We start from the raw sequence: 20,811 nt of genomic DNA on the forward strand, positions 1-20,811 counted from the left end.
TAGGTCGTTTTCCGATCAGAAAGGCATTCCCGCCAAGATTTGTGCGTCCTAAAACATCATTTGGAAACCTATAAAATGATATAAAAATGAATAACCCAGTACAATGGTTTGAGATCGCCACAACCGATCTGGAGAGAGCTAAGGAATTTTATGCCAAGGTTTTTAATTTAGAATTTCAATTTATCGAAATGCCCGATAGTAAAATGTATATGTTTGGGGAACCCAATAAAATAGGCTCAGCAGGCTCTTTGGTGCAATCAAAGGACAACAAACCTAGCGCTAAGGGTACCCTTATTTATTTTTCTTGTGAAGATGTGGCTATTGAAGCAGGACGTATCGAAGAAGCAGGAGGGAAGCTGCTCCTTCCTAAAACAGCAATCGGGGAATTTGGATTTTTTACTCATTTTATAGATACAGAGGGGAATAAAATCGGTCTGCACTCCAATAAGTAGCGGTGGGTGAAATACAACAATAATCATTTATAATGAACTGTATGGCTCCTGGAAACGAACCATGTACGGATCCATTATTTTGATTTTATACTTGGTGTAGAGTAGGGCCGTAGGCGCTACAATCCATCCATGGTGTTTTTGTGGGATTTGGAAGTCCTGGGCTTAGAAGGGCTATACCTTTAGGGATACAGGGAGAAGCAACCTTCTTATTGGGGTGTAGCTTGTAAATAACATGACCAAGAATTGGACGTACAGACGAGTTCAGTTATGTGAATTACTTACGATCGTAAAAAACAATATAGCTACCTATGAAAAAAATAGTCTTGCCCACCGATTTTTCAGAAAATGCATGGAATGCCATTTCCTATGCCTTGCAGTTTTTTAAAAATGAAAAGTGCACCTTTTATATTTTACATGTTTATACACCTGCTTTTTATAGAATCGATTATCTCATAGGAGGGCCAGATTTTACCGCTATCCCGGATTCGGGCGTAGCTGATTCGGTGGCCAGATTAGAGAAAATCTTAAAGGACATAAAAAGACAATACCCCAATCCCAATCATCGGTTTAAAACGGTCTCGGCCTTTAACACCTTGACCGATGAAATTATGGAGCTGTGCCAGAGCGAAGGCGTCGATCTTATTGTCATGGGGACCCAAGGCGCTTCGGGGGTCAAAGAAATATTTCTAGGCACCAATAGTGTACAGGTCATTCGCAAGGCCAAGATTCCGGTGCTGTTGGTACCGGCCTACTATGAATTTGAAAACATCGGCGCTATCTTATTCCCCACGGATTATTTAACCCATTACAAGAAAGACGAATTGCAATATATTATAGACCTGAGCCTACTGCATAAAGCAACCCTTATTGTCATGCATGTCTTGGAAGCCAAAAGCTTAACCTCTGTTCAACAAAAAAACAAAGAGTATCTGCAAGCAGATTTGGCAGCGGTAAAGCCACAGTTTAAAGAAATGGAAGGCCATAACATGCCCAATGCCGTTCAAGAATATATAGACCTATATCAGTTAGACCTTTTGGTGATGATGAATCGGTCGCATACGTTTTTAGAAAAATTGCTGGTAAAACAAAATGTAGATGCCATCGGTCTCTATACCAAAGTGCCCTTTTTGGTCCTGAGGGATACTGCTAAGATGGGGTAAAGGGCAAGGCGGCAAACTGGTCATTGAAAAGATACAAAAGGTAATGCACCAAAGTAAAGGCGCTACTTTATTAGGTCCAATAAGATTGGTCTGTAGATTCGTTCGGTTCCCCCGAACGTGTGTAAGTAATCATGGGATATCCTATTCTATATAGTTCTCGTTTGGCCTGTTCAAAAGCAAAGCTGTTCTTATAACGGAAAAATAATTTCCCTTCCAACACATCAACATCGACAACTCTTATGTCGAGTATTCTATTGAGGTTTCGGATAATCTTAAGTCTATCAGCATCGGTTTTAAGATGCTGTATTTTGGCAACAGCCCACATGGCGTTTTTTTTAGGTGTACGGTAAAATTATCACCTTAAAAAGAAAGTTGAAATGACCACAATCATTTAAGAGAGTCAGTATCTAGAGTATCTTTATGGGTATAAAATTTTTAAGAACAACATTGCCTACTTTTTGGTGTCATATAGTGGCATTGAGTAAAACAGCCTATAAAAAAAGACAACCAAACACAGTGAAGGGGCGTACATGTAAATCGGCCCTATCACCTACTAAGAAAGTGTAGTTTTAAAAGAAGGAGGGGGATAGAAAAGTAAAATGGATTTGGTATTTTCTCGGTTTACAGAAGCATATTCCTCGTACTATAAACAACAAATAATCCGTAAAATATACTGATGTGAAACAGCTATTGATACCCACAGATTTTTCTGAGAATGCATGGCAGGCCATGGAATATGGAATGGAATTGTTTAAAAATACCAAATGTGTATTTCATATCCTTCATATAGATTCGGTTATGGAAATTATGGAAGATGATGAAGAGGTGTTTACGACAGCCGGACTCATGGAAGATATCGCTATCAAAGAAAGTATGTCGCAAATGCAGCTGGTACTACAACGTATCAAGAGACTGCCTCCCAACGCTAACCACAGTTTTGTAACCAACGTGGTATATGCTTTTTTAGTAGAATCTATTAGGAAGGAAATTGTGGACAAAAAAATAGACCTAATCATTATGGGCACCAAGGGCGGGAGCGGCTTAAGAAAGTTCACCTTGGGGAGTAATACCGGAGATGTCATGACAAAAATAAAATGCCCCTTGTTGATAGTGCCAAAAAATGCCCGCTATATAAAACCTATAGAAATTGCCTTCGCTACGGATTTCCGAATTAACTACAGTTTAAACGTCCTAGATGCCTTAACGAAAATGGTTCAAATGAACAAGGCCACTCTCAGCATTGTCTATGTTTTTGGGAAAAGAGAAGCCTTGTCCGAGCAACAAAAGGAAAATAAGGAGATTTTACACGATTATTTAAAAGAAATACCCCATAGTTTTCAAGCAATTCAAGGAAAGAATATAGAAGCTAGCCTGCAGGAGTATGTAAAAAGTCATGGTATCAATATGATCGCTATGGTGGCTAAAAATCTTAATTTTTTACAACGAATCCTCTTTAGGCCAACGGTAAAAGAAATCAGTTACCATACCCATATTCCCTTTCTGGTCCTACACGAATAAATGATCCTTTTGTTTTGGGCGTTCCCCTATGGGGCGCTCTTTCCGCTATATCTTTTTTTGCCGGCCCAACCGCCAAAAAAAGGATGCCGCTGCAATCCCTAACGCTTTATAATGTACAATAGGACCGAGCGACATATGCAACGATTTGCATTTGGAGTGAGGGGCCAGCTGGCGCTTTGACCTTGGATGCAGTCATTTTCTATGAACAATAAATAGTTATCGAGTTATCCTGTTATAAAGTTATACGGATAACCTGCAGCTCGTCAAAAAGTTGACCGATCCTATTTAAAGTTGAATATCGCGGATTTCTCCTTAAATCAAAAAACTTTTAGCAATGTCATAAGCTCGCTTAGTTGCCAAGGACCATCTTTGAAAGGGCATCCTATGTTTGCCAGATGAATTATGTTATTATTTAACTTTAGCTGAGTTAAATAATAAAGGAGAAAGAGCAAGACAGTAATACGTCATTAGTTTTGGAAAACGTAATTATAACCAACTATAATACGTCGCCATTAAGGATATATATTGGAACTTTAAATATCCCAGCGATGAAAAAATCCCAATTAATTAATTGTTTCATTAAAAAGCAATAAGCTTCTCAGTTACCACAATTCCAATTGTTACATTAACCCATTGTTACATTTTCACATGGCTACATTAAATGGCTATCAGCCCCTCAGTTACCACAATCCCAATTGTTACATTAACTAATTGCTACATTAAATGGCCTCAGTTACCGCAATCCCAATTTTAAATTTCCCTAATTTTTAAATGAACTCATTGCCGCACTGATAATTGTCATGGTATTTTATGGCAATAGTTGTTAGTTTTAGTTCCATAAAAAAACTAATCATGGACAAGAGAATTTTAATACCCACAGATTTTTCTAAAAATGCCTTGAATGCCATCCGGTATGCCTTGGATCTGTATAAAAATAAAAAATGTGAGTTTTATTTTCTGAACACTTTCCATTCCGATGTTTTTTCTTTGGACAATAAAATGATGGTGCCCGAACCCGGGGAGCCCTCCTATGAGTCCGCCAAGAAAAAATCTACCGATGGCCTAAAAAAACTATTGACGATAGTCGACCTGCATGTCGTAAACCCAAAACATCAATTTCATACGATATCCACCTTCAATTCCCTTATAGAAGCAATCAGGGAGGTCATAGGGAAGAAAGATATCGAATTGGTAATCATGGGGACCAAGGGGGCTACAGCCTCTAAGTCGGTTGTTTTTGGGACCAATACCGTACAAGTGATGGAGAAAATTACCGAATGCCCGGTCTTGGCAGTGCCGGACGACTTTTTATTTGGCCCCCCTAGAGAAATAGTGTTTCCCACAGATTATAAAACTGTTTACAAACGCCGCGAAATGGTACATCTACTAGAACTGGCGCAAATGTATAAAACCCCTATTCGGGTGCTCCATATAGAGGAAGAAGAGCACCTGACCTTCGCGCAAGAAAATAATAAGGAGCTTTTGGAGGCAATCTTAGCGGGAACGGAATACAGTGAACATGTACTAACAGGGACCAAGGTAAAAGAAGGGATTTATTCCTTTATTGAAAGTAGAGGGTCCGATATGATTGCCTTTATCAATAAAAGACACCGGTTTTTTGGGATGTTATTTTCCAATCCCCTAGTAAAGGAAATAGGAAACGACTCCCATGTCCCAATCTTGGTCTTAAATGATAAATCTTAATATATATAAGTGTGAATTGGGCATAACTGAAAACTTGTCGCCATTACGAATTCAGCCATGCGAATTACATGCTTGTACTGGGCGCAGCCCAAGTAGGGCCATTAATAAAAAACAATAAATAAAACACATATGAAAAATGTAGGAGTCTGGATCGATAAACAAAAAGCACATATTGTAACCCTATCCCAAGACGGGGAAACCTTTACTACCCTGTTTTCGGAGGTAGAGGACTTTCATCCCTCGGGCGGATCACGGTCTAAAACCAGATGGGGGCCACAAGATGTGGTGCAGGACAGTAAGTACTTGGAACGCGAAAAACACCAATTAAAAAACTACTTCGGCAACTTGGCCAAGGCCATAGAAGATGCCGATGCCGTAGCTATTTTTGGACCCGCAGATACCAATGAAAAGTTTAATGCGGAGGTGTTAGAAAACCATAAGGCACTGGGAAAAAAAATAAAAACCGTGGCCAAGGCAGATAGTATGACAGAAAACCAAGTAAAAGCATGGGTAAAAGATTTTTTTAAAAAATAGCAGTATATGCAGGGCCTGCTAACTATGGACACCACTATGATGGAAAAGGGGGTGTGGGCCGGCTGTAATAATGGTTCGGGGCGCACCGTGAAAATCGGGAATGCCTTTGTCTTTAAGGGAGCGATAAAAATTACGCAATAGATTTTCCCTTTATCTGGGACGAGCTCAATATTCTTTTTGACTAAGGACCCGACCTGCCCTTGGCCAAGACTATTGGCATGGAAAAACCCAAGGAAGTTTTGGCCGACTATAGGAAAGGTGCAAAATTGAAACGGGAAGAAATGGTAGGGCCTTACTATATCGATAAGGCGACCTTGGATCCTACCATTGCAGTGCGACTCACAGCTAATTGGATTTCTTTGAACCTTAGGTATATAAACGATTATAAGCTCAGCTGAAAATCCAGGATCAATTGTTCGTGACCATAGAAAGGGCCATCATCCAAACAAAGGGTAAAGTACACTTGGCTTCGGCAAGCCTTCAATTATTGAAAATCCAGGAAATGGATATAAAAATAAATTCAAAAAGATGCTGAAAGAAACGAATATAAAAGTGATTACTGCTTCCGGGGAAAAAGCTAGTTTTTCATTGGAGAACTTACATAATTCCTTAAAAAACAGTGGTGCCGATGAAGCCTTGATCAACCAGATAGTAGACCGCGTTTTTGATGAGTTGTACGAGGGCATTACCACGGCCGAAATTTACAATAGGGCATTCGCCATTTTAAAGAGCAAAGAATCGGTCTTCGCTTCTCGTTATAAATTAAAAAAAGCAATATACGAATTGGGACCTACCGGTTTTCCTTTCGAACGATTCGTGGGCGATATCTTAAAATATTCGGGCTATACGGTGACCATAGGGTCTATTATGCAAGGGGTGTGTGTAACCCATGAAATAGATGTGCTTGCCGAAAAAAACGGGGAACTCAACCTAATCGAATGTAAGTTTCACGGGCAAGAAGGGCGGAATTGCAATGTGAAAATTCCACTTTATATCCAGTCGCGCCTCCTAGATGTCAAAGGACATTGGAAAACTAAAAAAGAAGCCCATAAGCCTTTAAAAACCGGCTGGGTGGTGACCAACACCCGATTTACGGAAGATGCTATCAGCTACGGAAAATGTGTCGGACTCTATTTATTGAGTTGGGATTATCCCAAGGGCGATGGTTTAAAAGATAGGATAGACCGTCTTGGACTGTACCCCATCACCGTATCGACCCTGCTCTCGAATAGGGAAAAGCAATTTTTGCTCAGTCGCGATTTGGTGCTATGCCGACAACTAATGGAGGATAAGTTTCTGTTAGACCATCTTGGGGTTTCCGTAGCAAGGAAGAAAAAAATCCTAAAAGAAGTACAGCTGCTCTGTGGAAAATGCTAAAAGGAAGATTTCAAAAAACAATTAGCAATTAACAGTTAAAAAGTTAGGGAGTTATCTTGTTATGAAGTTATATGTTTGACCTGCTGCTTGTAAAAAGCGCATCTATGCCAGTATTAGAATTGTAGATAAGAATGCCCCTCAAAGTCGGGAGACTTTATTTCAATGAACAATTAGCTGTTGGATGAATGAAAAGAGAGGACCGAGAAGTAAATGCAACGACTTGCATTTACCTCGAGGGGCCCATATCAATTTACAATAAGCAGTAAACAATAAACAATTAAAAAATTGAGGAGTTGTCTTGTCATGAGGCTATACGTCCCTAATTAGCGCTGACTCATTCTATGTATTAAAAGGGACTAATTCAATTAGCAATAAGACCGCAAGAAATTTAGTCGTGTCAACAATGCAATTGTCTGAAATTTGAAAATTGACAGAAAAATATTGGTTTTAAATAGCCAACATTTTCCAATGGTGGAATTGGATGTGTTTGTGCGAATGCTAAATCATGAACATATTATTATTATTATTAATGAAACCGAGAATGGAATTGATAGGGGATATGCCAAAAAATCAGACATACGTTCCTTCGTAGAGACGCCCAATTTGGGCGTCTCTACGAAGGAATCCGTTGATCAGGTCAATTCCAATAATTCCACCATTAATCCCATATCTATTAATATGGTGCCCTGCCGGGGCTATGATTGTTGCGAATTGAACCCTATTAAGTATTAGAATTGTAGACATAAATGCCCCTCAAAGTCGGGAGACTTTGCGGAGCGGGAAGGCCGTTGATTTGAAAAATTAACGATTATAAAAATGCCGTAATTGTTCAATGTAACAAATAATTAAATAAAAAAGGAATTCACCGCTAGTGCGAGCGTCACGCTCGTACCGGCAAGAGAAAGCAGGGTTTGATTTATAAGCTTAACCTACTCCGAGTGACGTCTCTGGAAGGGGATGCCGGCGAAGTGAGAGGAAAAATAAATTGATAAATAACTTGTATTTAAGAGGTTATGTTGTTGTGAAGTCGGGTTTTAACATACGATTATCATAAGAAAAAATCACGTCAGTTCGATTGATTTTCCGTAGCACAGCAAGGAAAATAGTATCGAGAACAGGCTTCTTGCAACATTATACCATTAACCAATTTTCAAATTCCCTAATCTTCAAATCCTCAAATTAAAAAACTAAGCTCCTCAGTTTAGCCCAACCCTCCTTTATTACATTGTTACAATTATTCCATTTCCACATTAAGAAATAGCTAGCTTAAAAAGCTACCAGCCCCTCATTTTAGACAAACCCAATTTTCAAATTCCCTCATTACCAAATTTTCAAATTAACCCATTAACCCCGCTTCAAAACCAAAACATAGAGGTGCTTTTTTAATAAAATCGGCTACTAGAAATTAATTGAGATGCTGAAAATCAATATTTTAAGATAAAGTTATGACTCCTTCCATTGGAAATAATGATGCAAGGTCTTATTTTTATAGGTATAACTTTAAGCACAGCTCGTCATGGAAAACGGTCCAACTACTTCCGACTACAACGAAATACTAGAGGCTTGGCACTGGGATTTACAACAATGGAAAGCCAAGCTTCAGGCTATGGAGGAAGAGGTTGTTTTTTTGGACCGATTACTGCACTCCAACGTATTTGTGCGCAATACACCTACACACTACGAAAAAATTTACGGCTTTCTAAAACAATTAAAAAAGGCGAGTTCTTATAAAACAAGGGTTAGAAGCGGAATTTCGAGGTATGAAAATAAAATAGGCAACATCATATCAACCTCCTGCGATAAGATAGGCTTGCGGTATTATCAAAAACACGATCGCTTAAAAGCCGAAATCACCATGTGTTTAGAGGACTTTCGACTCTTAAAATACGAGGTACTGCTCTATACCGGAAAGGTGTTTAAAAATCCATAATTTACAGCTCTGTACTAAATATTTATATACCTGATATATATCATTTTTTTCCCCCTAAGGCTATCTTACATTGTATGCCATAAACAAGTAATACTTATATCCCAAGGAATCATGAAATACGCATGACCGAAATTGGTCGCAAATATGAATGGAGATATGCGAATTTCATGCTTGTACTGAGCGCAGCCGAAGTATGACCCTTAAAAAGTAAAAATAAGACACATATGAAAAAAAAGTATACATATCTAGAATGGTTAAGTCCAGAGGAAATGCATGAGGCCTCCTTACAATGGTTTTCTGAATTGAATTTCGCCAGGGACGAACAATTGTTTCTAAACAATTTGGTCAATTCTTATACTGTACAACTTACCGAGAAAGATGTTTTTGCAGAAAGCAAAGAGATCGTTACGGCGCTTTTACATAAAGAAAAGGAGATTGTAGGGCTTATGAAAAGGGTACAGGCCCATGAAAACCAGTTAGAAATAATGGTAGACGATGTAGATCAGTTTAAAATGGAAAAAGCCTATATAGAAACCCATAGGGAACTCATCCATGCCATAGACGAATATATGCAGCAGTATAGGCCCGTGAAGGAGCGGTTGTTTAAACTAGTCTCCAAAATATTAAAAAAGGGAAAACAAAAGCGGCTGTTAAATTAATTCCCCCTTCATACTCGGGCCGTTTTAATCTTTATTGACCTCCTTAGCCTAAAATGAACGCATGAAATGAGCATCACCGAAAACTGCTCGTAAATATGAATTCAGTTATGCGAAATACCTGTAACCCTTAAAAAACAATATATATCTATAGATGAAAAAGATATTGCTACTATGCTTGCTGTCCCTTATGGGCTGTGCCAATATTCAATTAGAGAGTAATTGGAAAAATCCCGATCACGTTATATTTACCGCCTATAAGGTGCTTATTGTTGGGATGACCAACGATGAAGAAGCAAGGATAGCCTATGAAACAAAGATGCAGCGCGAATTTACCAAAAGGGATATTGAAGCCATGCGGAGTATAGATTTGTTCGATGTAGATTTTACTGCCGGCCAACGAAATGAAGATGAGCTCTCCCAAGTAGAACAACAGTTATTGGACAAGGATTTCGATGCTATTTTGTTTACCAAGGTCATCAGTGCTGAAGACAAGAAGCGGTTTGGCGAGAAGCTGGCCGAATTGGACGATTTTTATGGAACCTTTCGAGACGATTATATGCAACACCAAGATATTTTTTATAACGGTAAAAGAGGGGAGGAGCTTACCCTATACCATACGGAAACCTCCCTCTACTGTATTTGTGTAGATAAGGAACGCGAATTGATTTGGCGGGGAGTCATTGAAATTACGGAGCCTTTAGATTTAAAAAAAACAATAGACAGTTACGTCAAACTGGTGGTGCAAACCATGGAGGAACAGGATTTAATTTTTAGAAAAAAACAAAAGGAATGAAAGTACTGGTCTATAGCTCAAAGAAGTTTGAATTGCCCTATTTAGAAAAAGCAAATAAAGGAGGGCATACCGTCACCTATACCCAAGATGCTTTAGATAGCAATACCGCAATCAAAGCAGTGGGCCATGAGGCTATCGCTATATTTTCTGGGGACGATGCTTCTTTATTGGTATTGGAAAAGCTGAGGGATTTAGGGGTGAAATACATCGCTACCAGGTCAACCGGGCATAACAACATTCATGTGAAATCGGCCAAGCGCTTAGGCTTAAAGGTTGCCAATGCCCCCGGTTATGCCCCACATGCCATTGCCGAACACGCGGTAGGGCTGCTCTTGGCGCTCAATAGAAAAATAATCTTGGCAAATACCCAGGTACAGCAGTATAATTTTCTTCAGGACAAGCTGATGGGATTTAACCTTCATCAAAAAAAGGTAGGCATTGTAGGTACCGGAAATATAGGCGCGGTGATGGCAAAAATCATGCATGGTTTTGGTTGTTCCATTCTCGCTCATGATCCTATTCACAATCCCTATTTGGCAAACCAATATGACCTGCATTATGTGTCCATGGAAGAACTCTGCTCCCAATCGGACATCATCAGCTTGCATGTGCCCTTGGTCTACGAAACCCATTATTTAATAAACGCCCGTTTGTTGGCGATGATGAAAAAAAAGGTGGTACTGATCAATACGGCCAGGGGAGCAGTAGTAGATACCAAAGCCTTGATCGATGCCCTGGAAAATGGACAAATTGGCGGCTATGCTACCGATGTCTATGAAAAGGAAAAAGGAGTGTTCTTTAAAGATCATTCCAAGGGGGGCATTAAAGATCAGCAATTGAAAAAACTACTCTCTTTTCCCAATGTACTACTGACGCCACACCAGGCCTTTATTACTGGCGAAGCCTTGGAAAACATAGCAAAAACTACTTTTTACAATATCGATTGTTGGGAATTGGGAGTTAAAAGTGACAACGAATTGGGCTTTGAAAGTGCTATGTGATGATTTCTTCAATAAACAATGAATAAAGTAATCAGTAAACGGTGAACAGTGCCTCCCCGCATGTTGCGGGGCTACCGGCCAATATGACTTCTTGTAAATATTGAAAAAATACATTTTTAGTCATGATCATCATAAGAAAAAATTACGTCAGTTCGAGACCCGAGAAAATTTATTTTTCAAGCGATAATAATGACGTAACTTAGATTATAATCTACCGAATTGCAAAATAATCGTAGTCAGAATAGTGTTTGTTACCTGTGTTCGAGTATGATTTTCAAAAATATCGAAAGCGAATCTGGTACTCAGTTTCTATAATTGATGTCCGTATGGTAGTCTTGCAAGCTTGTTTTTTTTGAAGGCAATTTGGTTTAAAGATCATATAGCTATGAAAAAGATCAGAGCCCATGCGGCGGGAATCGACATTGGGGCAAAAAAAGTGTACGTATGTATTGAAGGCCAGCCCGTAAAAGGCTTCGATACTTTTACCGAAGACTTAGAGGCTCTTGGAGTCTATCTGGTGGCTCACGGTATAGAGACCGTGGCCATGGAAGCTACTGGTGTCTACTGGGTCATTTTATTCGATATCCTAGCGTCCTACGGTTTGGATGTGTGGCTGGTCGACGGGGCGAGTACCAAACAGGTGCCCGGCAGAAAGACCGACGTTAAGGATTGCCAATGGATTCAACAACTACATAGTTATGGGCTGCTCAACAAATGTTTCATACCGGATATCTTGGTACAGGAACTGCGTGCCTACCAGCGCCTGCGTGAGGACCACATCCGTAGCGGTGCAATGCATATCAGTCATATGCAAAAGGCGTTGATACTAATGAATATCCGACTGAAGGAAGTGATAAGCCAGATTCACGGGGCAAGTGGGATGCGAATTATCCGTGCTATTCTATCCGGCGAAAGGAATGCTGAAAAATTGGCATTGCTATGTGATCAAAGGATTCTTAAAACAAAAAAAGAATGGGTCGTAAAATCCTTAAAAGGGCATTATTCGGAAGCAGCCTTGTTTGAACTAGATCAGGCCTTAGCCTGTTATGATTTTTATGGGCAACAGATCGCTATGTGCGATAGAAAGCTAGAAGAGGGATTAAAGAAGATGAGCACGGACAGTACACCACGACCAAGTACCAAAAAAGCAAGAAAGGCTATTCGTCACAATAGACCGGCTATAGAAAATATGGGTGAACACCTGCTAGGGATTTTTGAGGGAAAGGACGCTACCGTTCTTCCCGGTATCTCAGATTATAACTGGATGCAGTTGCTCTCGGAGGTCGGTACTGATCTTGGGAAGTGGAAATCAGAAAAACACTTCACCTCTTGGTTGGGACTTGCCCCAAAACAACATAATTCGGGAAAAATGAAGCGCAATTACAAACCCAAGGGAGCCCCTAGGGCTGGATTGATATTCAAACAGGCCGCGGCAGGTCTCCTCAACAGTAAGCACATTGCATTAGGCGCTTTCGGTAGAAAGATACGTGCCAAAAAAGGAGGATTGGTGGCCATAAAAGCGGTGGCGAGGAAATTGGCCGAACTGTATTGGAAATTGTTTGTAAAAGGACTGGAGTATGTAGAGAACGGAATCCAAAAATACCAAGAGAAAATGCTCTTGAATAAACAAAAGGCAGTAACTAAAATGGCCCAAGAACTAGGATTGGAGGTAATTTCAGTGAAAACGCAAGCAGCTGTGTAATAGATTGTTATATTGCACGTCAATGGTAGTGATTTTCCGTAGCACAGCAAGGAAAATAGTATCGAGAACAGGATTCTGGCAATATTAAGCCATTTTCAAATTCCCTAATTTTCAAATTATCCGACCCCAATTGTTACATTAACTAATTGCCACATTAAACAACTATCGGCCTCTCAGTTACCTCAATCCCCATTAATACATTGTTACATTAATTAATTGCTACATTAACAAATTATTTCATTGCTACATTAATTAATTGGTACATTAACCCATTGCTACATTAAAAACCTACACCGGATCTAAAAACAACTCAATAGCATTCACCACTACACTGAAAGATTCCATTTCTACCGGTTTGGTAAGATAGCAATCGGCCTGATGGTAGTACGATAAATCAATATCGCTCTGGGAAGAGGAGGTCGTAAGAATAATAACAGGAATATGCATGGTTTTCTCATCCGATTTAATCGCTTGGAGTACCTCATACCCATTTTTTATAGGCAGGTTAATGTCCAAAAGAATCAAATCGGGTAGGGGGGTGTTGCGGTATTTTCCCCTTTGAAAAACGAAATCCAGGGCCTCCAAACCATTTTTAACGACACTGAATTTTTTTATTGGTTTCACCTCCTCCAACGCTTCTTTCGTCAATAGGATGTCTCCTTCATTGTCTTCAACCAGTAAAATATGTCCGCTATTCATCATGTATATAAGAGGTGATTTTCTAAATTAATTTAAGTTATTTTTTAATACCAACTTATATTATTGGTGCTTTTTTATGGTAAAATAAAAAGTAGTCCCCTTTCCTCTTTCGGAATGCAACCATATTTTTCCCCCAAGATTTTCTATAATTTTCTTTACGATCGCTAGTCCCATCCCAGTTCCGGAATATTCCTCCTTGTGGTGTAGTCTTTGGAAGATTACAAAAATCTTCTCAAAAAACTTACCCTCTATACCTATACCATTGTCCTGAACAGAAAATTGCCAATGAGTATTCTGGTCTTCCACAGCAATATGAATCCTTGGCGCTTTCTCTGCATCTGTATATTTTAAGGCGTTGTCCAGTAAATTATGAAAGGCCTGTATCAAGGGCGCCTTAAAATTTGTCACCATGGGCAAAGGGTCATAAGTGATTAGGGCCGATTTCTCTACGATTATTTTTCGTCTTAAAACCTTAAAATCTTCGATAAGTTCGTTCAGGTCAACAGCCTCCTTTTCATCCTCATGTCTTCCAACCCTAGAAAAATCTAACAGGTCCAAAATAATTTGGCGCATGCGCTTGGCGCCATCTACAGCAAAGTAAATATACTGATGAGCCTTGGCATCTAATTGGTCCTTATATTTTTTTTCCAATTGCGACAAAAAGCTGGTCACCATCCGCAGGGGTTCCTGTAGGTCGTGAGAGACAATATAGGCAAACTGTTCTAATTCGGCATTGGACACTTCAAGGTCCTTGGCGTATTTCTCCAAGCTTTCATTAAGGGTTTTCAAGGATCTCTCATAGGTTTTGCGATAGCTAATGTCGGCCATGGCACCTACGACCCGTGTGGGCTGTCCGTTCTTATCACGGATAATCATGCCCATATCTAGGACCTCCGCATAGCTTTGGTCGGCTTTTGACAATCGGTATTCTGCCTGCCAATATTGTTTGCTATGGTCTTCTATACAGCGGGACAGCCCTGCCATTACCCGTGCTACATCATCGGGATGTACCAGCGATTTCCAAAATTCTAAGGTTCCCTGCTTCTCTGGCAGGGTGTGACCAAAGAGCCGTTTAAAACCAAACCCACGGTAGGTACGGTCCTTTACAATATCCCAATCCCAGATGGCATCTTGGGTGGCTTGGGTAACTTTTTCAAATCGTTCCTTACTCTGCCTTAATTCCGCTTCAATTTTCTTGCGACGGCTAACGTCTTTTATAAAAAGAGACAAACCTTGTTCGGAGGGGTACACACTTACTTCAAACCATTTGCCGAGCTTGGGAAAATGCTCCTGAAAGCTGAGCGATTGCCCTGTTTCCATCGCTTGTTGGTATTTCGGGAAAATTTCGGCTTCGGTAATGTTCCGGTATAAGGTCCATAAATCCTTGCCTATGGTATGGCTCCGATCCATTTCTAGCAGTTCTTCGGCCTTTTTGTTCCAATAGGTAACGGTCCATTGCCTATCTACAGAAATAAAAGCATCCCCAATACTCTCTAATATTTCATCCTTTTCTTTAAAGGCAGTATTCAGGGCTACCAAGGCAGTTTTAAGTTTGTGAATATGCTGAATGCTACCACTGATTCTGATGCACTTTTCTTCTTCAAATTCCGCTTTCCCCATCAGGCGTACCCACTGTTCCTTGCCATTTGCCGTAAGCATCAGGATTTCCTCATCAAAGGCTTTTCTTCTATGGATGGCATTCCAAATTAATGACAATAGCTGTCGCTTAGCGGTCTTGCTTTTTAAAAATAGTAGGCTGGCTGTTGGAGTGGGGCTGTAGTCTGACGCTACTTCCGAAATCTCCTTGGTAATATTGGACCAATACATTTTGTCATGTACTAGGTCCCATTCCCAACTACCTATTCCGGCCAAGGTATTGGCTTTGTCCAAGCGTTGTTGCAGTTCCTTGTTTTCGGTAACATCCTTGCCAATACAATAAAAAAGGCCTTCTTCTGGGGCTTGGGTGGCTGTCCAGCTAATCCATTTAACGCTTCCGTTTTTGGTGATGTATCGGTTCTCTGAATTCGATAGCAGCCGTCCTTGTTGTAGGCTTTCTAGTTGCCTCATGGCAATGGAATGATCGTCGGGGTGTATAAACTCCCAAAAAGGCCGGCTAAAGAGCTCGACTTCCGAATACCCGAGCAGGCGTGCCGCAGCCGGATTCACTTTCTTAAAATAGCCGTCATCACCCACTACGGCAATAATATCCGGGGCAAAATTAAAGATCTGGTCAAGTTCTATTTCCAGGCGTTTTCGCTGTATTTCGGCCCCTAAATGTGTTTCCAAGGCTTTAAACAACTGCCCGTAAAACCTTTGGTTGTAGGCTACCTTTACCGATCCCAATACCAAAACCCCAATACATTGGTGGTTTTGTAGCAGCGGAAGGCCCATGACCATATCGATACCCGATTTTTCAGCGGCCGTTCTTCTAATAAAGGCCACTTTCGTATCTATTTTATCCCATACCTCCAGGGCTTGGTTTTTCCATACCGTTCCCGGTAGTCCCATTCCGTAGTCAAAACTATTGATAGTGGCACTGTTTTCATAAAAACACGCTCCGGCATCCTCATCGGCAAATTTTGCCACCATGGATAATTGGGAATTGGCCGAATTGGGCAGCCATATTTCACCAAGGTTAAAATTTGTAATCTCCACCAAATGTCTAAGGACCTCCTCTAAACAAAACCGTAGGCTTCCTTTGTTTTGAAAAAACATACTGATGGTAGTCAATATTGTTTTCTGGAATTCCAGGTTTTTCTGATCACTCACATCGCGCAAGATGGTAATCCAGTGGGTAAAGCGGCCGTTTTCATTGGCAATCGGACTCAAAGATACATTGCCCCAAAATTCTTCCCCGTTTTTTTTATAGTTGATAAGGGTAGTTTCAAAGGCATCCCATTGCTGTATGGCATCTCCTAGGTTTTTTAAGGCTGTAGGGGCTGTTTTAGGGCCGTATAAGAAGTGAGGCGATTTTCCCAAAATCTCCTTGGCGGGATAACCGGTCAATTGGGTAAACGCCCTGTTCACGTAGGTGATGCAAGGGCCAGTATCCTTGGAAGAAAGCGCTTCGGTAATGATTACGGCATCTTTGGTATTGGTTACGATGGACTTTAACAACCGCAATGGCTGCTCCTCTTTTTTTTCAAGCTGCAAAAGCCTTGTAGTCTGGTTTGTAAGCGCGTGTAGCGCTGCTAGCTGACTATCATCTAATACTTTAGCATGGTAATCGCGAATGCACAATACCCCTAATAATTGGTTTTGTGTACTCTCTAAGGGTAATAAGGTGTAAAATTTATAGTCTAATAGGTGGGCCTCCGTGGTCTTGGAGGCATATCGATAGTCCGTGCTAAGGTCTTCAATGAACAATGGTGCGGCCGGATTTTCAAGGAGATGGGCGCACAGTAATTTTTCTAAAGTGTGAAGGGGGGTGGGCGTCCATTGGGGGGCGCTAAATTGTTGCAGGTGACTATCGACCACGGTAATTAAATCCGGCGGGGTATTGCAGATAAAGGATGCCAAGCGTTGTAAATCCTTAAAAGCCCGATGGGAAAGGAGGTCTACAATAGAGGTGGTGGAGTTGTTTTTTGCCTGGGGGGTATGCATTGTTTAGTTTCGGTTTTTGGGGTAGCAGTGCGAACACTAGGTTGGTTTAAAAGTATAAAGTTAAAATTAAGGCCCGTTAAATCATAGTAATCTTCGTTTTTTTCAGATTTAAGGGGCAGATGGTAAGAGCTGATACAAGAAGGTGCTAGAAAAGAAGAAATTGGAGAGAAAAGGAGCATTAGAAAGTCAGGGGCACAAAATATACAAAAGGATTTGGAAGGTTTGTAAGGCTAAAAAGCTGGTGATCTTTAGCTTAGGAGCTTCAAGAGAATGAAATAAAGAATGACCATTAAAAGCTACTGCATTACATCGATTAAATTAGTTAATTACCTAAACTAATTGTTAATTCGTTATTAAATAATGCTTAGTTGGCCAATGGTAGTAGCATTGTATAAATGCCAAAGTCCAGATGTAAACAATTATTAAATATTCCCCCAATGAACCACAAAAATGTTTTAGTTGTAGAGAACAGTATTTTAGATGCCATTCTGATCAAAGAAGCCTTTAATCACAAGGGCATTCCATGTAATGTGCATTTAGCGCAAAGCGGAAAGGAGGCCATGGATTTTTTTAAGGAGCAGGGCTTAACCCTTTTTTCCAATTCACTGGACTTGGTCCTTATCAATGAAGAATTAACCCAGGTGGGCGAGGTAGATCTAATAGCGTCTATTAAGGAGAAAGCCGCTACCATGGTCCCTATTATAGTATTGACGGATACTAAAGACCAATCACAGCAGTCCCAAGCGCCAGGGGCCAATAGCTATTTGGCAAAACCCTTAGAGGTCACAGACTTTGTCAATATGATCAATAAGGTAAAGAATTATTGGTTAGAGGTGGTGTGTTAGGAAGCAATCGCCTAGTAAGAAATCTATTCAAAAGAGAATCATAAAAAGAACATTTGTAGGTTGGGCGTTCCCCTAGCGGGTCGCTCTTTCCGCTGTATCTTTTTTAAGGGCGATGCCCCTAAAAAAGGATGCCGCTGCAATTGCTAACGCGGAATTCAGTGAATAATTAACAATTGGAAACAAGAAAAGAGAGGGCCGAGATGGAAATGCAACGATTTGCATTTACATCGAGGGGCCATTTCAATTATCAATTTCACAATAACCAATTAACAATGAGTTATGAGGTTTTGCGTGTGAACTGCTAGTGATAAAAAGAGGATCTATTCTATGAACTAATAGGTTGAATATCGCGGATTCCCCCTTAGAAGGGGGATTGAGGGGGATGTAGGGATGATTAAGGCCTGTTTAAAAGCCTCTCTATAGTGCCTTCTATTTTCAAAATTACACTGAACATTACACTGAACATTTCCTGACGAAAGAAGTTTTAAGCATCAATACCTAGCAGACTTCACTTCAATTGGTTAAAATCAAAAGATTCCGGCCTATTTTAATTTTCGTTAGGACCGAACAGAAAATGCAACGACTTGCATTTACAGCGAGGGGCCAGCTGGTGCGTGGGCTTTCGCAGTGGCTGGCGGAAGCCGTCCAAAGAAATAGTCAGTAATCGGTAACCAGTATTCAGTTATGGAGTTATCTTGTTATCAAGTTATCAAGAACCGTCCTTATAAAAGATGAAAGCAACATTTTAAAAAGCTCAATCTATCCTAATGACTTTAATCCTTTGCGCTATGTGTTGAGGAAAAAAATATCCAAAAGAAAGAAAAAGAGCGTTAATATATAATTGTATACGTTAGGATATGCTAGAAAGGAAGAGATAGCGGTGGATGCGTTATCTTTAGTGCTTTCTACGCTACTTTGAATTCCGAATCGTTCATTTGTACACTGAACTTTATGTTTGCCTTTAGTGCGTTGAAAACTTTCAAAATAGTTTCGATAGTCACATTCTTTGCACTCCGTTCCAATTTTGAAATCTGTGACTTTTGAACCCCAATTAATTCACCTAGTTGCTCTTGGGTCAATTTCCGTTCTTTTCGGACTGCTTTTATCATTTCGCCGAGAACCTCCATTTGCAAATCGAATTCGTACTTGTCCCTGTCCGCTGTTCCGATTTTCCCAATGTCCTTGTCCTTCATTTGCTCAAGGGTCATCATTTTCATCTTTTTATTGTTTGTTGCCATAACTTTATTTTTATTGTTCGAAATATTCTGTCCGAATCTGTTTTGCTTTCTCGATTTCAGATTTAGGAACATTGTCCGTTTTTTTGACCATTCCGTGTGTGGAAATTACAAGCGTTTCGGTTTTTCCGGTCTTGTCCCAGAATGCGAAAAGTCGGTATTGAAGTCCTGCGTATTTAGTTCTGAATTCCCAAATGTCGTCGGTTAGTTTTTTGAACAGTTTCGGGTCAAGTCCAAAAGTGGCCTTGTCGAGATTATAGTAAATTTTCGCTTTTGCCTTCTTGTCGAGCTTGGACATAAAATCAATGGCCTGCTCAAGAAATACAACTTCAAATTTTTTCTCCATTCGATTTACGTGTCCTCATAGAAGACAAATATAAATAAAAAAGTTGAATTATATGGAAACTTTTGTGTTTTTGCTCAGTATTAAAGATGACTAGTTAAAATCTAAAACCGGTCAACGCTAATCAGGGAAGTACATTATGGAGTTATCTTGTTATCAAGTTATCCTGTTATGAAGTTTTACATATGAACTAAAAGGTTTAATCGCGTGGATTCCCCCGGGCCGTGTGCGCCTTGGGCGTAAAGGGGGCTAGGGGGATGTTGGGATGATTAGGACCGGTTTAAAAGCCTCTCTATAGTACCTTCTATTTTCAACATTACACTGAACATTACACTGAACATTTCCTGACGAAAGAAGTTTTAAGCATCAATACCTAGCAGACTTCACTTCAATTGGTTAAAATCAAAAAGATTCCGGCCTATTTTAATTTTCGTTAGGACCGAACAGAAAATGCAACGATTTGCATTTGTCGTGAGGGGCCAGCTGGTGCGGTGGAGAGGTACGAGGCGACGCGGAGTTTTGAAACCGGTTTTTCGACCTCGGTGTCGAAAAAATGTATCAGGACCGAACGGAAAATGCAACGATTTGCATTTGTAGCGAGGGGCCAGCTGGTGCGTTGGCCATGGCTACGGCCGGCTCCTCTAACCAAAGGTACACTGTACCTTCGGTTCTCGGCCCTGTTCGTTTTATTCATTGCATATTATTTTATATTAAGGTATTCATGAACCTCCTTCGTCGGTTTCATCGGACGAGCAAAGAAATCTAAAATTTCTAGATCGCTTCAAAGGAATTAAAACCTTCCTTAAATTTTAGATTCACGAAATCCTTTAAAAAACAAATAAAAACCACTTGAGCTAAAATGAAAAGGAAGCGGACAGTTTATGCTGTCAAGAAATGTCCTTAAGAAAAAGAAAGCTCCATTTTTATTATTTTCCCATACAGACCCTAATCCTTTAGCAAAAAGTTAATTGAAACACTATAGTTTTCAAGAGACCAAATACCTTATTGAATAATACCGACATCCCCCTTACGCCCCCTTTACGCCCAAGGCGCACACGGCCCGGGGGAATTAGATAGTAATAACCTTTATATACAGAAGTAATTAATTAAAACGTACTACCAAAAGGAGAAAGCCCCATGTGTCTGCAATCCCACCCAGATCATTAAAAAGCTATCTGTTCCTCAGTTACCACAATCCCAATTGGTACATTAACCAATTGTTACATTTTCACATTGATTCATTGCTACATTAAAAA

Annotated in this window: 19 protein-coding genes; 13 read left to right on the plus strand and 6 right to left on the minus strand. The window is 40.1% G+C overall.

The features are described from left to right. Window positions 1-86 precede the first annotated feature (86 nt). Together BUA16_RS12595 and BUA16_RS12600 are read left to right on the plus strand one after the other, a co-directional pair. Complete coding sequence (locus BUA16_RS12595) at window positions 87-452, plus strand: VOC family protein (protein ID WP_072765105.1); 366 nt, start codon at window positions 87-89, stop codon at window positions 450-452. Between the two features lie 308 nt (window positions 453-760). Next, entirely contained in the window at window positions 761-1,612 is an 852-nt protein-coding gene (locus BUA16_RS12600) for a universal stress protein (protein WP_072765106.1), read from the plus strand. Window positions 1,613-1,682: 70 nt separating this feature from the next. Here the strand turns inward: BUA16_RS12600 and BUA16_RS12605 are convergent, their stop codons facing one another. Next, on the minus strand, window positions 1,683-1,937 hold the full coding sequence (locus tag BUA16_RS12605; RefSeq protein WP_072765107.1) for a hypothetical protein: 255 nt from the start codon (window positions 1,935-1,937) through the stop codon (window positions 1,683-1,685). A 353-nt stretch (window positions 1,938-2,290) separates the two neighbouring features. Here BUA16_RS12605 and BUA16_RS12610 point away from each other — a divergent pair, with 353 nt between their 5' ends. The 5 genes from BUA16_RS12610 (at window position 2,291) to BUA16_RS12630 (ending at window position 6,745) form a co-directional block, all read left to right on the plus strand. After that, entirely contained in the window at window positions 2,291-3,130 is an 840-nt protein-coding gene (locus BUA16_RS12610; protein WP_072765108.1) for a universal stress protein, read from the plus strand. A gap of 852 nt (window positions 3,131-3,982) precedes the next feature. Then, the gene (locus BUA16_RS12615; protein ID WP_072765129.1) at window positions 3,983-4,834 is read left to right on the plus strand and encodes a universal stress protein; all 852 of its coding nucleotides are present in this window, start codon (window positions 3,983-3,985) and stop codon (window positions 4,832-4,834) included. A gap of 129 nt (window positions 4,835-4,963) precedes the next feature. Beyond that, entirely contained in the window at window positions 4,964-5,368 is a 405-nt protein-coding gene (locus BUA16_RS12620) for a hypothetical protein (RefSeq protein ID WP_072765109.1), read from the plus strand. Between the two features lie 218 nt (window positions 5,369-5,586). Further along, window positions 5,587-5,766, plus strand: a complete 180-nt coding sequence (locus tag BUA16_RS12625) for a hypothetical protein (RefSeq protein ID WP_143150508.1) — start codon at window positions 5,587-5,589, stop codon at window positions 5,764-5,766. Window positions 5,767-5,896: 130 nt separating this feature from the next. Further along, window positions 5,897-6,745, plus strand: coding sequence for an ATPase (locus BUA16_RS12630; RefSeq protein WP_072765111.1), 849 nt, complete (start codon window positions 5,897-5,899; stop codon window positions 6,743-6,745). A 570-nt stretch (window positions 6,746-7,315) separates the two neighbouring features. Here the strand turns inward: BUA16_RS12630 and BUA16_RS18860 are convergent. Further along, the gene (locus BUA16_RS18860) at window positions 7,316-7,489 is read right to left on the minus strand and encodes a hypothetical protein (protein ID WP_218616763.1); all 174 of its coding nucleotides are present in this window, start codon (window positions 7,487-7,489) and stop codon (window positions 7,316-7,318) included. Between the two features lie 772 nt (window positions 7,490-8,261). On the opposite strand from BUA16_RS18860, the gene BUA16_RS12640 reads away from it, so the two are divergent. The 5 genes from BUA16_RS12640 (at window position 8,262) to BUA16_RS12660 (ending at window position 12,830) form a co-directional block, all read left to right on the plus strand. Continuing rightward, on the plus strand, window positions 8,262-8,675 hold the full coding sequence (locus BUA16_RS12640; protein ID WP_072765113.1) for a hypothetical protein: 414 nt from the start codon (window positions 8,262-8,264) through the stop codon (window positions 8,673-8,675). Window positions 8,676-8,899: 224 nt separating this feature from the next. Further along, complete coding sequence (locus BUA16_RS12645) at window positions 8,900-9,334, plus strand: hypothetical protein (RefSeq protein ID WP_072765114.1); 435 nt, start codon at window positions 8,900-8,902, stop codon at window positions 9,332-9,334. Window positions 9,335-9,485: 151 nt separating this feature from the next. Continuing rightward, window positions 9,486-10,127, plus strand: a complete 642-nt coding sequence (locus tag BUA16_RS12650; RefSeq protein ID WP_072765115.1) for a hypothetical protein — start codon at window positions 9,486-9,488, stop codon at window positions 10,125-10,127. Next, the gene (locus BUA16_RS12655; RefSeq protein WP_072765116.1) at window positions 10,124-11,128 is read left to right on the plus strand and encodes a 2-hydroxyacid dehydrogenase; all 1,005 of its coding nucleotides are present in this window, start codon (window positions 10,124-10,126) and stop codon (window positions 11,126-11,128) included. The genes BUA16_RS12650 and BUA16_RS12655 overlap by 4 nt, the downstream gene beginning before the upstream one ends. A gap of 385 nt (window positions 11,129-11,513) precedes the next feature. After that, complete coding sequence (locus BUA16_RS12660) at window positions 11,514-12,830, plus strand: IS110 family RNA-guided transposase (protein ID WP_072765130.1); 1,317 nt, start codon at window positions 11,514-11,516, stop codon at window positions 12,828-12,830. Between the two features lie 288 nt (window positions 12,831-13,118). Here the strand turns inward: BUA16_RS12660 and BUA16_RS12665 are convergent, their stop codons facing one another. Next, on the minus strand, window positions 13,119-13,532 hold the full coding sequence (locus BUA16_RS12665) for a response regulator (protein ID WP_317045397.1): 414 nt from the start codon (window positions 13,530-13,532) through the stop codon (window positions 13,119-13,121). Between the two features lie 57 nt (window positions 13,533-13,589). Further along, entirely contained in the window at window positions 13,590-17,132 is a 3,543-nt protein-coding gene (locus BUA16_RS12670) for a PAS domain S-box protein (RefSeq protein ID WP_072765118.1), read from the minus strand. A 437-nt stretch (window positions 17,133-17,569) separates the two neighbouring features. Between BUA16_RS12670 and BUA16_RS12675 the strand changes: the two genes are divergently transcribed. Further along, window positions 17,570-17,977, plus strand: coding sequence for a response regulator (locus BUA16_RS12675; RefSeq protein ID WP_178338880.1), 408 nt, complete (start codon window positions 17,570-17,572; stop codon window positions 17,975-17,977). A 905-nt stretch (window positions 17,978-18,882) separates the two neighbouring features. Here BUA16_RS12675 and BUA16_RS12680 read toward each other — a convergent pair. Further along, on the minus strand, window positions 18,883-19,215 hold the full coding sequence (locus BUA16_RS12680; RefSeq protein ID WP_072765120.1) for a helix-turn-helix domain-containing protein: 333 nt from the start codon (window positions 19,213-19,215) through the stop codon (window positions 18,883-18,885). Window positions 19,216-19,225: 10 nt separating this feature from the next. Beyond that, complete coding sequence (locus BUA16_RS12685; protein WP_072765121.1) at window positions 19,226-19,558, minus strand: type II toxin-antitoxin system RelE/ParE family toxin; 333 nt, start codon at window positions 19,556-19,558, stop codon at window positions 19,226-19,228. Between the last annotated feature and the right edge of the window lie 1,253 nt (window positions 19,559-20,811).

Origin of the sequence: Arenibacter nanhaiticus (assembly GCF_900141935.1) — a bacterium.
GTDB classification, from domain to species: Bacteria; Bacteroidota; Bacteroidia; order Flavobacteriales; family Flavobacteriaceae; genus Arenibacter; species Arenibacter nanhaiticus.